Origin of the sequence: Flavobacterium cerinum, assembly GCF_024496085.1 — a bacterium.
In the GTDB taxonomy this organism is placed as follows: domain Bacteria; phylum Bacteroidota; class Bacteroidia; order Flavobacteriales; family Flavobacteriaceae; genus Flavobacterium; species Flavobacterium cerinum_A.
This window is the reverse complement of record NZ_CP101751.1, coordinates 1047440-1061065: the sequence shown is the minus strand read 5'-3', so window position 1 is coordinate 1061065 and position 13626 is coordinate 1047440. Positions and strand designations below refer to the sequence as shown.

Annotated in this window: 15 protein-coding genes; 3 read left to right on the top strand and 12 right to left on the bottom strand. The window is 35.8% G+C overall.

Going from position 1 to position 13626, the window contains the following annotated elements:
• Positions 1-4 precede the first annotated feature (4 nt).
• The 12 genes from NOX80_RS04750 to NOX80_RS04695 all read right to left on the bottom strand — a co-directional run bounded on the left by NOX80_RS04750 (position 5) and on the right by NOX80_RS04695 (position 10842).
• Positions 5-964 (bottom strand): hypothetical protein, encoded by a 960-nt coding sequence (locus NOX80_RS04750; protein WP_256552175.1) that lies wholly within the window; start codon positions 962-964, stop codon positions 5-7.
• On the bottom strand, positions 948-1472 hold the full coding sequence (locus tag NOX80_RS04745; protein WP_256552174.1) for a hypothetical protein: 525 nt from the start codon (positions 1470-1472) through the stop codon (positions 948-950). The genes NOX80_RS04750 and NOX80_RS04745 overlap by 17 nt, the downstream gene beginning before the upstream one ends.
• Positions 1465-2655, bottom strand: a complete 1191-nt coding sequence (locus NOX80_RS04740) for a PilN domain-containing protein (protein ID WP_256552173.1) — start codon at positions 2653-2655, stop codon at positions 1465-1467. The genes NOX80_RS04745 and NOX80_RS04740 overlap by 8 nt, the downstream gene beginning before the upstream one ends.
• Positions 2655-4568, bottom strand: coding sequence for a type II secretion system protein GspD (locus NOX80_RS04735; RefSeq protein WP_256552172.1), 1914 nt, complete (start codon positions 4566-4568; stop codon positions 2655-2657). The genes NOX80_RS04740 and NOX80_RS04735 overlap by 1 nt, the downstream gene beginning before the upstream one ends.
• 3 nt (positions 4569-4571) lie before the next feature.
• On the bottom strand, positions 4572-5972 hold the full coding sequence (locus tag NOX80_RS04730) for a GspE/PulE family protein (protein ID WP_256552171.1): 1401 nt from the start codon (positions 5970-5972) through the stop codon (positions 4572-4574).
• Entirely contained in the window at positions 5969-6457 is a 489-nt protein-coding gene (locus NOX80_RS04725) for a hypothetical protein (protein WP_256552170.1), read from the bottom strand. Before NOX80_RS04725 ends, NOX80_RS04730 begins: the two co-directional genes overlap by 4 nt.
• Positions 6458-6459: 2 nt before the next feature.
• Entirely contained in the window at positions 6460-6894 is a 435-nt protein-coding gene (locus tag NOX80_RS04720) for a type IV pilin protein (RefSeq protein WP_256552169.1), read from the bottom strand.
• 79 nt (positions 6895-6973) lie between these two features.
• Entirely contained in the window at positions 6974-8095 is a 1122-nt protein-coding gene (locus NOX80_RS04715; RefSeq protein ID WP_256552168.1) for a type II secretion system F family protein, read from the bottom strand.
• Positions 8092-8580: a PulJ/GspJ family protein gene (locus NOX80_RS04710; RefSeq protein WP_256552167.1), complete on the bottom strand. Its 489-nt coding sequence runs from the start codon at positions 8578-8580 to the stop codon at positions 8092-8094. The genes NOX80_RS04715 and NOX80_RS04710 overlap by 4 nt, the downstream gene beginning before the upstream one ends.
• Positions 8570-8917, bottom strand: coding sequence for a hypothetical protein (locus NOX80_RS04705; RefSeq protein ID WP_256552166.1), 348 nt, complete (start codon positions 8915-8917; stop codon positions 8570-8572). Before NOX80_RS04705 ends, NOX80_RS04710 begins: the two co-directional genes overlap by 11 nt.
• On the bottom strand, positions 8892-10103 hold the full coding sequence (locus NOX80_RS04700; protein ID WP_256552165.1) for a hypothetical protein: 1212 nt from the start codon (positions 10101-10103) through the stop codon (positions 8892-8894). Before NOX80_RS04700 ends, NOX80_RS04705 begins: the two co-directional genes overlap by 26 nt.
• On the bottom strand, positions 10087-10842 hold the full coding sequence (locus NOX80_RS04695) for a toxin-antitoxin system YwqK family antitoxin (protein ID WP_256552164.1): 756 nt from the start codon (positions 10840-10842) through the stop codon (positions 10087-10089). Before NOX80_RS04695 ends, NOX80_RS04700 begins: the two co-directional genes overlap by 17 nt.
• A gap of 197 nt (positions 10843-11039) precedes the next feature.
• Between NOX80_RS04695 and NOX80_RS04690 the strand changes: the two genes are divergently transcribed.
• From NOX80_RS04690 to NOX80_RS04680, 3 genes are all read left to right on the top strand, one after another.
• The gene (locus NOX80_RS04690; RefSeq protein WP_256552981.1) at positions 11040-12059 is read left to right on the top strand and encodes an RHS repeat domain-containing protein; all 1020 of its coding nucleotides are present in this window, start codon (positions 11040-11042) and stop codon (positions 12057-12059) included.
• A 4-nt stretch (positions 12060-12063) separates the two neighbouring features.
• Entirely contained in the window at positions 12064-12546 is a 483-nt protein-coding gene (locus NOX80_RS04685) for a hypothetical protein (RefSeq protein ID WP_256552163.1), read from the top strand.
• 280 nt (positions 12547-12826) lie between these two features.
• Positions 12827-13432: a hypothetical protein gene (locus NOX80_RS04680; protein WP_256552162.1), complete on the top strand. Its 606-nt coding sequence runs from the start codon at positions 12827-12829 to the stop codon at positions 13430-13432.
• The last annotated feature ends 194 nt before the right edge of the window (positions 13433-13626 follow it).

Below are 13626 nucleotides of genomic sequence, written 5' to 3'. Positions count from 1 at the left end.
TCAGTTAGTTTAAAACAAATTTATAACCAGCGCTATACACACCTTCGTTACCCGCTTTGTCTTTTGCTTTTACTCTCCAGTAATACGTTCCCGCTGTTGAGAAAGTCTGTTGAAAAGTCGTGTTTGTCACATCAAACTGTTGCGACACATTGGTAAAGTTAATATTATCGGCAAACTGTAACACATAACTGATCGGCGATTGTACTGTTCCGGAATCCGTTGGAATTGTCCATGAAAAGGTAATCTGCTGATTAATGCTCAATGTGGCATTATTAGCCGGTGCTGTATTTTGCGGTTGATTCGGGTTTACACGATCTACCGAAAACTTACGGATACTGTATTGTGTTTGTGTGCTGTTATTGCTGTTTATTGCCTGAACTTTCCACTGATAAACACCATCTGCATTTAGCGCTACATTATCCAACGTTATAGCTGTAGCCGTTAAGTTCGTATTGCTGTAAACCGACTGTCCTGTACTGGTATTCACTACTTCCGCACTATAGTTAGTCGCCGCCTGTAAACTCTGCCAACTCAGGTTCAACGTCATCTGATTCGTATAAATATCACTTTCCGGACTAGACAAAACCACTTGCTGATTTGTTAGATCTTCCGTGATCTGAGTTGTAAAAGACATCGGGAAAGTATATTGCGACTGATAGGCATAGTTTTCCGCCCGAACACGCCATTGGTATTGTCCGGATGGCAATTCCTGCTCAACATGGTTGTCTTCCGTTTCCTTTTCGGCAATCAGAGACTGACTCATATCAAAAACCTGAATTCTATAGGTTTTAGCGCCGTCCAGTTTATTCCATTGAAAGTTCACTACATTACTCTGAATCACCGCCGAATTTAACGGATAAGTAGCCTGAACCGTGCTATTGGAGATATCTTTTTCCAAAATATCTTCACAGGAAGACATAAAAATCGCTACCAGAATTACGGCAATTTTATTTATTGTTTTCATAGTTTTGAAATATCATTTTTAAATGTAAAACTTCTTCTTTATTATTTTTCTGTGTTGTAAAAAACTTCATTCCCACCATTCGGGAGTAATCGTATTGCTTTTCGAAATCGTATGCCATTTGCAATAACTGATTCGTATTCCCTACAACATCCAGCTGATTGGTAAAAATCGTATAATTTTCATCCGAAAAACTATGTATCGGAGCCAATTCATGGATCGATACTCCGGGTTGCGAACGGGTTGCAAAGCTCACCATTCCCTGTTGCACCATTTCTTTAGTTACCCCTTCTTTTCCCAATACCATATCGAGATAGGCAATTTCTTTGCGGAGCTCTTCTGCATTTTTGGTCTTTTTACGGATGTCTTCCACACGCGATGAAAGTTCCCGATATTCTTTTACCACCTGAAACAGCGACGAAAAAGATCGCTTATAGGCAGTCGCCAATAACATGACAAAAACCACAAGCAGCGCACCACATTTTTGTTTATAGGAATAATTCTCAAACATCTTTAATCGTGATTTTTACTTCAAACTGGGATTTATTCTTTTTGTCCTTTTTTAGCGCATTGATCTCAAATTTTTTAATCCATTTGATTGTTTTCAAATTGCTCATCCAATTATTAAAAGACGTTTCATTATACGTTTCCCCTTTTAGCAGAATCGTTTTCGGATCCAGTAATACTCTTTCATTCGCTTTTACTTCTTTAGCTAACGGCACAATGTTAACTTCATTTAACCGGATATCGCCCGGTGTCATTTTTATCAGTTCATACGAATAATACGTAAGAAATTTCGATGACGAAAAGCCGGATTCCTTAAGGATATTTTCTTTTTGTTCCTTTTGCTTTTCCATTTCCAGGATTAACTGATACGACTGGTTGGAATACACATTTTGTAAATTCAGTTCCGCGTTCTTACTTCCGTAATATTGTATTAGCAGATAACTGGCCATAAGACTCAGTAAAAAGCCCACCAACATTATTGTTCCGAAAAGGGTAAATGCTTTTTTATAAATGATTTCCTCCACGTTCAGCATTCCGCTTTCCGTTTTCGTTACCTCTTTCGGTTGCAGGAAGAAATGAACCAGTACGCCATAAAGCGGAATAAAATCGCTATTGATGCTATCGTCTCCGATTTTATATTTCAGCTTCATCGGGATTTCTGCAAACTGTTTTGTAAAACCGGTAAATCCTTCATCGTCAAACTCCAGCATCAGGTCGCCCGACAGGATTTTCTTTTCATTTACAGCCGGTTGCAACAAAGCTGTCAGGAAAGCGCCTATATATACATCTACAACCTGAAATTTATCGCCTATAAATTTTTGTAAGACTTCATCCACTGCATTTTTCCGGCAGAAACTCATATAATTAGCAGTTCCGGATTTATAAGCGGTAAAATAAATCGAGTTATAATCTACATTTTTTTGCCAGTTAACATCGCCTTCATTATTAAAATCGATCTTTTTATTCAGTACCCCTTTACCGTCTAAAGCGACAATTACCGGTAACTTGATGTCGATCTTTTTTTTCAGTTCTTCATACGAATCGTAAGTCGCCGTTTCGAGAATATCGATCTTATTTCCTTTCCTTTTCACCGTAAGCAGGTTAAAGGAATCTCCATGATCTGCTCTGGAAACTCCGACAATAGTCAGCGTATTGATCTTTATTATTTTAGATAGTAATGCAAGCATTAGTAAATAATAGTAGGTTTAATAAAAATATGCAGTTTCGAATCGTTCTTTGCTTTTTTACGGCTACTGAAAAACCATTTTATAATGGGAATACGGGAAATTAACGGAACTCCCGATCCTGAATTTTCTTTTTTCAATTCGTCCAATCCACCCAGTAAAATCATTTCGTTGTTTTTTACCCGTACCAACGATTCAAATTTCTGAGTTGCTTTCCCCGGAGGTGCTGTATCACCGGCTCTTCCCAGGAATGAGCTTTTTTCTACGGCAATGGTAAGCGTTACATTTTCGTCGGTCGAAACATATGGTTTGATCGATACGCTCAAGTTGGCATCTGTCGATTTCCATGTTCCGGATTGCAGGATATCATTTCCGATACTGTTTGTTAACAATCGATTGTTCTGTTCAAAATAATAACTGGTTTCTCCGATTGCCAGTTTCGCTTCGTGACCGCTAATTGTCGCGATCTTTGGCGTCGATTCAATCTTAACGATCGAATTGTTTTCCAGTAATTTCAGATTCATATAAAACGCCTCTGTAACTTTTCCTAATTTAAAAAGTCCGAATCCGTTAAAGGCATTAATCAAACTGTTTACAGAAGAACCGTTTAGGGTCATATCAGCCGAAGGATACAACGATCCGCCGGTTTTCGGAATGTTACTTTTATCAATTCCTGCTTTAATTCCCGATTGGATGTCGTATGATTTATTATATTGTGCGATGATCACTTCGATCTGAACCAAAGGCACCACTTTGTCGATCTGTTTCATATAGACCCGAAGTTCATCGATCGTTGGTTTCGATCCCGACACTACAAGTCCGTTAAGTTCTACAAACTCTTTGATCTCCAGTTTTTCAGCAAAAACTTTCGGCAAAGAAGTCAACACCGATTCGATAGAACGGTTTTCCAATGCGATTAGCTCCGTAGCCCGTAATCCTTCAGTGGCATGTTCTCCGATAAAGTACAGGTTATCCTGTTTACGGTAGATGTATTTTTTTCCTTTAAAAACATGTTCCAATAAGTCATCGAAAGTAATATTATCGGCGGCCAAACTGGTTTTTTCATTTTCCGGTTTGTTATACATGAAGTAGTTAATATGTAATTTTTCGGCAGCTTCGGTAATCAGATCCGAAACATCCGCCACATACGCTTTAACCGTCAAATAGCCCGCTTTATTTAAGTCGATTTCATAATAACCCGGTACGCCTACTGCTGCTTTAGGCTGTTTACTTTTACTACTACCTCCGGTAACCGTGTTCGCTATTGCACCTCCGCCTATATCTCTGTTTTTTTCAATAAAATAGAATCCGTTTTCATCTTTGGTCGCGATTAAATCATTTGATTTCGCCATCATTTCCACAACCTGATCAAAAGGACGATTCAGGATATACGACGACACCTTCATATTTTTAACATCCGGAGCGAGGATTAAATTCTTACTCGACTTATCGATAATTGCTTTAGCTACAGCCGGAAGTGAATCGTTTTCCAGTTTTACCGATAGAAAATCGTTTTGCGGATTATAACTAACGTCAATTATTTTCGCTTGCTTCTTTTCGACAATCTTCACCTCTTTTCTTTTTTTAACAGTGATGATATTGCTCATAAAGCCAAATTCCAGATCGTATTTTTGTGCCAGGAACACCAAAACATCTTTTACCGTTACGTCAAAAAAGTTATTGACCACCGATTGTGTTAAATCGCTTTCAGCACTTATATTTAATTGGTGTTGTTCGGCAATGGAAAGGATAAAATCGTGTAATGTCAATCCGGAGACATCAATTTTCATCACTTCATTCAGTCCTTTTTTCTGCTTGGCCAACTCATCAAATTTGCGTTGCAGATCGGCATCCTGTGCCGATACCAATCCGGTAATTAAAAGACCGATAATTAAAAAAACAGTTTTTTTAAACATTACTTATGCGTTAATTAGAATAGAGTAAATTTCTTCCAGCGCCGTTTCTCCTTCGGCCAAAATAGCAAAGGCTTTTTCCGATAACGACTGGTGTTTATTGTCATTTCCCATCACTTGGGCTATGGTATTATTTTTTATGGATTCCGAGACATTATGATTGATGTTCAGCACCTCATAAATCGCTCTTCGTCCTTTGTAACCGGTATGATAACATTGATTACAGCCCACCGGTTTATAGTAGGAACTTATTTCAAACGGAAATTCAAAATGCGACGGAAAATCTTCTTTATGGCAAACGGTTTCTTTTTTACAGTCGTTACACAGTTTACGAACCAGTCGTTGTGCTACGGAAAGGTTCAGTGTTTCCGCGATCAGATAAGACGGAACACCCATATCGACCAATCGGGAAATGGTTCCGGTAGCCGAATTCGTGTGAATCGTTGATAATACCAGGTGACCCGTTAACGAAGCCCGTATAGCCATTAATGCTGTTTCGGAATCCCGGATTTCCCCTAACATAATCACATCCGGATCCTGACGAAGGAATGATTTTAAAGCCGAGGCAAAAGTCAGTCCGATATCTTCTTTAAGCTGTACCTGATTAATTCCTTTTAAGGTATATTCAATCGGATCCTCAACGGTTACGATATTTCTTTTCGTATCGTTTAACAATCGCAAGGTTGCATAAAGGGTTGTTGTTTTTCCCGAACCTGTTGGTCCGCTGATCAATATAATTCCATTCGGTTTTTTAACCGCTTCCATATAATTTTTCAGTTCCTCATTTTCGAGTCCCAATGTCGTCAGGTCGATATTTGAGGCATCCTGGCCGAGTAAACGCATTACGATTTTCTCCCCGAATAATGTAGGCAGAATCGAAACCCGGATATCGAAAGTTTCGTTGGTAATCCTTCCGTCCTGTGGCAAACGTTTTTCGGTAATATTCAGTTTCGAACGGATTTTAACCTTATTCACCAATTCGAGGTAATTCTCTTTTTCAATTTTATAGCGTTCAATCAATTGGCCGTCGATTCGAAAACGGATTCGGGCCGATTCTTCATACACTTCAAAATGAATATCACTACTTTTCAATGATTTTGCCTCTTCGAGCAGGTTTTCCAGAAAGTCCCCTTTTTCAATATTCAATGATTTCTTACTTCCCGTTATCCGATCCTTCCGGTAATGAATGGAAAGCGCTTTTTCGATTTCGATTGCATCACATTGTTCGAAAACCACTTGTTTTCCGAGCAATAATTCCAGTTCGTCTTTCAGATCTGCGCGATCCACCGAACCGTCACAATACAATTCGATCGTATTATCAGTAACCGATTTAGGCAAAATCCGGTAATGATTTGCCATATCGCTGGAAATAATATGCTGTATATCTTGATTGATCGTTATAATCATATTTTGTTGATCAATGTAATTTTATAAACATTTAAAAAGAGATCCTTTAGCATTAGCAGGATCAGTAAAAGCGCAGCAAATCCGGCCAAAGGCACAGTCTGATGCGTCATTCGTTTTTTCAGTACCAATTGCAAGAGGATCGAAAAAAGCATCGAACCGACAAAGTAAATAACATAGTTTTTTAGCAGAAACAAAGGTGTTATGGCCAGATAGAACAGTACATCTCCCAATCCGAAATAGTTTTCAAACGGATTTAAAAAGCCTTTGTTTTTCCAACTCATATACCCTATCAGTCCTATAAAAGTAGCAAGGAAAAAAGCGCCATTATAGGCTGTTATTGACCAGGTTGTTGTACCATAGTCCTGTTTTATCTGTAAAAATGAAAATACAAAAACCGCCACGGGCAATACCACATGGATCATTCTGTTTTTCCAATCCTGAAAAACCACGATTAACAGACAAAGAAGGAGTATGCCCAGCAACATCGTTATTCTTTTGTTACTTCCGTCAATACTTTTTTATTGTCGATTTCCCAGGTATTAAAGTTACCGTCACCATCCAAATCCGAAACCGCAGTAGCTCTTGCTACAAAAGTATCGTTAGAAGCTTCGATAATTTCTACTTTATAAACAGCCTGTCCACCTTCCTGAACGGTTTTTTCCTGTTCGAATCCTAATTCTTCAAGACTGTTGGAATATTTGGAATGGCGATAAAAATGACTTTTCTGTAGTCCGTATACCTGATTCAGCATCGCCTGTGCTTCGATCGCCTTCGCCTGACTGATCACTGAAGTCTGGTTTGGTAGTACCATTAACAACAATATTCCGATGATACATAAAACGATCAGGATTTCGGTTAAGGAATAGGCCTTAACACTTGCTTTCTTTATCTTATGAAGCCATTTTTTTGTAGTAGACAACATTTTAAATATAGTATTTTATTTGTTAAAAAACGTTAATAATTTTAGGCAAGCAAAAATACAAACATTAATGGAATGGCTCTTAATTATTTATAATTTTACTCAAATCAAACATCGGAGCATACATTGATACCATGATAACGCCCACAATGATTCCAATCACAATAATAATCATCGGTTCCAGAATCACACCGATCATTTTTGTCTGGTGACTAATTTCTTCATTATACTGTTCCGAAAGCCTTTCGAACATGGTATCCAATTGATTTACCTGTTCGGCCACTTCGACCATCGAAACCATCTTATTTTCGAAAACACTGTGTTTTTTCAAACTATCACTTAGTGAAACTCCACGTGTAATATCTTCTTTAATCGCGTCAATTGCAACCTCAATCGGATAGAACCCAATCATTTTAGATGTCAGCGTCAATGCATTAATCAGCGTTGTTTTTGACGTAATCAATAAATTCATCGCCTGGCAAAACCGGGAAATATAGATCTTACGAACCAGATTTCCGAAATAGGGAATCCGCAGCAACAAACCGGTTGTAAAAGCGCGGTAACCGCTTTTTCCTTTTAGCAGAAAATGGGTGGTAATCAATCCCACAATCACAAGCGCCACTATTGTAAAAATGGTTCCGGAATGATTGGAAATTTTCAGGATGATCTGTGTACTTTTAGGCAATTCACTTCCGAATTGTTTAAAAACGGAGCTAAACATCGGCACCACTTTATTCAACATAAAATAAAGCACCAATATTGTCACCGCCATTACAATCGTCGGATACGTCAATACCGAAACAATCTGACGTTGCATCTGGATTTTACGGTTGAAATATTTCTGCAATTCGGTTAATACTTCTTCCAGTTTCCGGGTTTCTTCCCCGATCTGAATACTGTAATATTCATAGGGCGAAAACTGATTGGTTTCCCGCATTGACTCATAAATACTTCTCCCTTCCACCACGCGATCCTTAATCCGGAGAATGATCTCTTTCTCCAGTTTATTTACCGACTGATTGCTTAGAATTTCAAGTGCTTTTTTAAAATCCACACCTGATTTTAACAGCATACCCAATTCGCGATAAAAAACTTCCTTTTTTTTATCCGATAGTTTTTTCGAGAACTGAAATTGTCCGGTTTCGACTTTAAACGCTTTTTTTTCCGCAGTTCCTTTTTTATAGGTACTTAAATCTAAACTCATGGTTCTTTTGTTGCCTGTAATAATTCACTCGCGTAAATCGGTTTGTAAAAATTCAGTCCCATTTCTTTTTCATTGACGTCCAATTTGAGTTTCAGTTTTCGAAAAGCCAGTCGTTTGGAACGGCTGTAAACCGAATCCAGTTGTATTTCCTTTATCTGAACTCTAAAAGTGTCGACAAATTCGCCATTACTTCGCAGCAGATAAGTTTCTTCCATCCGATACGAAACCTGTTCGCCCGAATATCCGATAAACCGCAATGCTGTTTCCTGCAACTTCATTTTTTCGTTTTCAAAAATATCCTTGTTCACCAAATAAGTCAGCCGATTCAGATCATTAACCGGTTGGTTTTGGTTTTTAAAATCCAGCATTCGTTCCGTAACGATTGAAAAGATCACGAAAATCAGACTCATGATAATGGCCGTGATTGCCATTCCTACAATCGCTTCTATCATTGAAAAGGCCCGAAGTTGTACTTTATTCTTCATCGGTTTGTATATAAAATTCCTTTTCAATTTTAAAATTCGTACTGTCTTTATAGTGAATTTCTATTTTTTTTATTCCGGGTTGCACTACTTCTTCTTCAATCTCCAGTGCCGGATTATCGTTTTCATACAACAGGGAATCGCTTTCCAACTGCATTTGGTAAAACAATTCGTTTATCTTATTTTGCGTATTATAAAACTTTGCCGATGTACGCGGTGTAAATACGGCGGCATAAATACTAATGGCAATATACAGGCATACCGAAATAATGGTGAGTGCAATCACCGATTCCAGAATAGAGTTGGCCGGGATTTTACAACACCTTTTTAATAACTCCATACTTGTTTTTTTTAGCTTCGAATAACGGAATTGCCATAAAATAGTCCGGTCGTTTCTTCGGATCAATTTCGATATCGACAATCATATTTTCATTAATCGAAGAACCGTTTTTATAGAAAAATAAATTCGTATACACCGAACCTTGTATGTCACTTTTCAGATCCAGTTTTCCGGTGCAATAAATATCTCCCATCACTACGCTTTTTTCATCGATCTCGATACTGTTTTTATTAATCGTCAATATTGAGCTTCCGAATAGTACGATAGCGCCTTCAATCTTACATTCCTTTTTTATTTTAAGCTTGCTTTCCCCATCTGTATTATTATAGACACAAACTACAGAAGGGTATTTCAGATTCACCTCTTCCTGAAGTTCTATTCCTTTTGTTGCAAAAGCCTGAACGGTTCCTTTAAATCCGGATTCGAACGTTATTTTAGGTGCTATCAGGATTACATCTTCCAAAACGGCATTTTTCCCTACTACTATCGAATCTTTTGCCCGTAATACAAAGTTTCCTTTTACGATGAGGTTGGATAAGGTATTTACGCCTACTTCCATTTCTTTTGTTTCCTTCTGAAAGGAATTAAAATACAGGGAATCTTTTTTTTCAAATTGCGATAAGGCTATTTTTTCCGTTTTGATTCCTTCGAATATTTTTTTAAAACCTGCATTAATCTCCGGAAGTTTGATTTCCGAAACCGTATTTTGTCCGGTCACCGTAAGCTGGTTGGCTCTATTGTTCAGGAAAGACGTTTCAATAAAAGTGGATGGCAATTTATTATCGCCATTCAGCCGTACAGTTCCGGAATAGCGCAACGAGCGGGACAAATTCGCCAGATGGATTGCGGTTTTATCTTTCGAATAACTTCCTACTAAATGAACTGAAACTACGGTATCGTTTCGCAAAATGGTACTCGCGGTTAACACATTTAGCAATCCGTATTGCTTTACCCTGTATTCTCCCTGAACACCCGAAGCTTCGTCGGTAGGAAAAGCTTCATCGGCCAGTTTATTTCCAAGGGCATAATTCACTACCGATTGGTTATGGATATATAATTCTTCCTGTAGGTTGTAAAACAGATTTAACTGATTGTAAAGACCGGAGAAATACAGTAATGCTCCGCAAATTATCGATACAATCAGACAAATATATACTGCATATAAAAGACTATGCGCCTTTACCATTGGCATTTACTTTTGGTTCTTTTTTCTTGAACAGTCTTTTAAAGAAACTTTCCTTTTGTTCTTTTGGCTGATTTGCTTTTCGCTGCTTTTCAAGCTCTTCTTGTTTTTTCTTATTTTCTTTTTCTGCTGCTTTTTTCTCTTTTTCTTTTTGCTCCTGCTCTTTTTTTGCCGCTTTAGCTACTTTCTCTTCTTCTTTTAGTTTGGCTTTTTCTTCTTTTGTCAGTTTCGGTTTGGCTACGAAAACAGTTCCGTTTTTATAAACCAGCGTATCTTTTTTTACCAGGTCGAACCACTTCCCATGGCGTTGATCGTTTTTATAATAGCCTTTTTCGATCAGTTCTCCTTTATTGTTAAAGTGATTGAATGCTCCCGTTCTCAGACCATTCTTCCAATATTGTGTTGTTTCGATTGCTCCGTTTTCATACCAGGTTTTCCACCAACCGGTTTTTAGTCCTTCGTCGAATTTTCCTTGTTCGGCCAGTTGGTTGCTATGGTACATTTTGGTAAAGCCATCGTGTAGCAATTGACCGGCAGCTCCACCTTGTGCATTATGGATTGCACCGCCTTTAAACCAATAGTAATTTTTATCCGATTTCGGACTTACTTTTTTATCGGTTGTATAGAATTCGTATCGGAAATTGGTATCAGAAATTCGTTTTATCAGATAGGGATCTGTAAAGGAAAAGAATATTAGGACTAGTGACAGGCAAAAAAAACGAAATAAAGTATTTGTTTTCAAGGGATTCAATTATTTTTTTAATGCTCGCAAGATAAATATTTTTTCCACAACTAGAGAAAAAACATTTTGGTAGGGAAATTATTTTTAAAATTTTGTTAATTTTAATCCATTAATCATTTTTTTCGTTTCCAAAAAGGGTCGTTTTTTACCAAAAACGGTAATTTTAAAATCGGAATTAATGCTATAAGTTCTTATAAATATGTTTTTTACAGCGAGATTATTACTATCCTTTCGGGATGCTAGTGCCAAACCGTCACGGAAGCTCAGAATTATATCGTTACGGCTTCCAGGGACAGGAAAAAGATAACGAACTTAAAGGGGAAGGGAATAGTCTAAATTTCGGGAGTAGGATGTTCGATAGTAGACTAGGAAGGTTTTTCTCAATAGACAAACTGGACTCCGCTACTCCTTCTACAAGTGGTTATTCTACATCAGGAAATTCGCCAATATACAAAGTTGACAGTAATGGAGATATTGAAATAATTATTCATTTTTATAAAAAATTCAAAGGAAAATATTATGAAGCAGGAACTTATAAAATGGATATAAAAACTGACGAAGATATTAAAGGCATAACTCGAGATGTAATGCATATAAACGCATATACAAGTTATGATGAAGGATTATCACCTGATAGTAATAAAACTACTTTTAGAGGTGTTACTAGATATGCTATACGTAAAGATACGGGATTGAATAAAGAAGAGAGACTTAAAGAAGATAGCTTTGGGATATATTTATTATCTAAATTCATGCAAAAAAATCCACTAGGGACTGGAGCGATGACAGAAGCGATGATTGGTAAAGATATCTTGACTGGTGAAGATTTAGATAATTTTGGAAAAACAACTAAAATTATTGAAGGCGTAGTTAGTTTAGTTACATTAGGCAGAGCAAAGTCAAAATCTGAAGTTTTTAGTGGATGGTTAATAGACTTTGCCTTTGAAGAAGTAGTGAAAAATATTTTTAATAACGACAATATTAAAGATGGTGATATGATGAATAAGATTGCAATATTTGTTTATCAAACTTATAAATTGAAAGAAATTGATAAAAAAAAGGTTTTCGAATCAATAAACGCCATCTATAACAAAGGACTTAAAGGAAAAGAGCTCTTAGATGAAATACTAAAACAAACAAATATAGATTTAACAGCCCCAAAAGATAAATATCAAGCGGCAAAAAAAGCTGTAGAGATAATAAATTCAGAATTTTAATTTTATGAAAGAATATAATATTGAAGAAATTGATCGTGAAGAAATAATTATTTCATTTTTATTTGATAAAACATCGACAGTTATTTCTTTCTTGTTTTCTATACTACTTATAGCGTTAATTTTTCTAAAAATAAAAGCTTCAGTATTGATAGATAAATGGGGCTATATAGTTATTCTATTTATTTTACTCTTATATCTAACATTTAACAAGTATTACGAATGGAATAAAAACAAATATCATAAACTAACTATTAAGGAAGAGGATTTATATATAAATAACAGGTTTTACTGTACAATATCCAATATTAAATCTATCAATATTTCGTATAGTGTAAATCAATTTGAGAGTGGTTGGACCGTTTATTTATATAGATATTTAAATTCAAGAGATTATATTATTAAGAGGAGATTGAAAGAAAAAGATGCTTATATTATAGCTGAAAAATTAGCAGATTTTTTAGGCAAAACGATTGTGAAAGATAATTAACCTAGATGCGCGGATTTGCAATCCGTGCCATCGAGGGTTTTAATTTGTGCTATCGGGATTTATTTTATGCTGCGAGGTCAGGAGACACTCGCTGAGCAATGTTTTTTATAAAAACACTTTGCTGAGCTGGAATTTCAAATCCGCGCTATCGGAATATAAGCCTTAACAGGTGAAAAATCCGGAATGTATCAAGTTAATTGGTGGTCATGGGGTGAAAATCAAAGACCTTTAGAAATGTCAGCAGGTGATTTATTTAATTCTATATATTCAATTGATGCTTATGAGTAAATTTTTTAAATTTTTTATATTTCTATCTTTATTGGTTTTAGGGTGTTGGTTTTTTCTTTTCAAAAAAGAAAAAGATTTTTATATACTTGATAATATTGAAGTGAAAACTGTTGTATTGGATAATGACAGTATTTTTAGGCTAGATGATGGAAGATTAAATTCTTTTGATAGGATTGGAATATCTGTTGTTTTCACAAAGAAATTTATTTCAAATAGAGATTCAAAAAGAACTTTTCTAGGTGGTTCAATGGAGAAAGGGTTAAAAGGTATAAATGACAAAATAAAATACATCGATATAAAAATTGCAGATAGTAGAAATTCATTAAATGATAAGTTAGTTTCATTTAATTATTTAAATGCTACTGAAAGTGAATTAGGTAATGATTTATACAATATGTATAAGAAAAAAACTGATTTCAATGAATTTGTCAATGATATTATTAAAAATGAAATTTATACGAGAGGTGTAAGTTTTGATAATTATGAAATTTATTTTTGGTTTGATAAGGAATTAGAGAGAGAGATTTTGCAATTTAGAAGGAAATTGATTTTATCATACGAAATCAATAATAAAAAAGTTGTTAAAAAAATAAGTTAAATACACTATCGGGAAAGTTATCTTTGAAAACTATAGTGTTAAGATTATAAATGAAAAAAAATAATATTTCATTAAATATTTTGGTGTTATGTGAAATCATTACAGCCATAATTCCTTTGATTTTTACAAAGGATGCCACTGTTATTTTTACATATTATTATTACTGGACTTTAGTGGTTTTTTGTATAAATAGT

Bases quoted from the DNA above. Each gene is read 5' to 3' on its own strand.
- NOX80_RS04715 (WP_256552168.1), bottom strand. From the start codon at position 8,095: ATGAGTTTAGATTTAAGTACCTATAAAAAAGGAACTGCGGAAAAAAAA.
- NOX80_RS04680 (WP_256552162.1), top strand. From the start codon at position 12,827: ATGAGTAAATTTTTTAAATTTTTTATATTTCTATCTTTATTGGTTTTA.
- NOX80_RS04705 (WP_256552166.1), bottom strand. From the start codon at position 8,917: ATGGAGTTATTAAAAAGGTGTTGTAAAATCCCGGCCAACTCTATTCTG.
- NOX80_RS04720 (WP_256552169.1), bottom strand. From the start codon at position 6,894: ATGTTGTCTACTACAAAAAAATGGCTTCATAAGATAAAGAAAGCAAGT.
- NOX80_RS04750 (WP_256552175.1), bottom strand. From the start codon at position 964: ATGAAAACAATAAATAAAATTGCCGTAATTCTGGTAGCGATTTTTATG.
- NOX80_RS04710 (WP_256552167.1), bottom strand. From the start codon at position 8,580: ATGAAGAATAAAGTACAACTTCGGGCCTTTTCAATGATAGAAGCGATT.
- NOX80_RS04745 (WP_256552174.1), bottom strand. From the start codon at position 1,472: ATGTTTGAGAATTATTCCTATAAACAAAAATGTGGTGCGCTGCTTGTG.
- NOX80_RS04700 (WP_256552165.1), bottom strand. From the start codon at position 10,103: ATGGTAAAGGCGCATAGTCTTTTATATGCAGTATATATTTGTCTGATT.
- NOX80_RS04735 (WP_256552172.1), bottom strand. From the start codon at position 4,568: ATGTTTAAAAAAACTGTTTTTTTAATTATCGGTCTTTTAATTACCGGA.
- NOX80_RS04740 (WP_256552173.1), bottom strand. From the start codon at position 2,655: ATGCTTGCATTACTATCTAAAATAATAAAGATCAATACGCTGACTATT.
- NOX80_RS04730 (WP_256552171.1), bottom strand. From the start codon at position 5,972: ATGATTATAACGATCAATCAAGATATACAGCATATTATTTCCAGCGAT.
- NOX80_RS04685 (WP_256552163.1), top strand. From the start codon at position 12,064: ATGAAAGAATATAATATTGAAGAAATTGATCGTGAAGAAATAATTATT.
- NOX80_RS04725 (WP_256552170.1), bottom strand. From the start codon at position 6,457: ATGTTGCTGGGCATACTCCTTCTTTGTCTGTTAATCGTGGTTTTTCAG.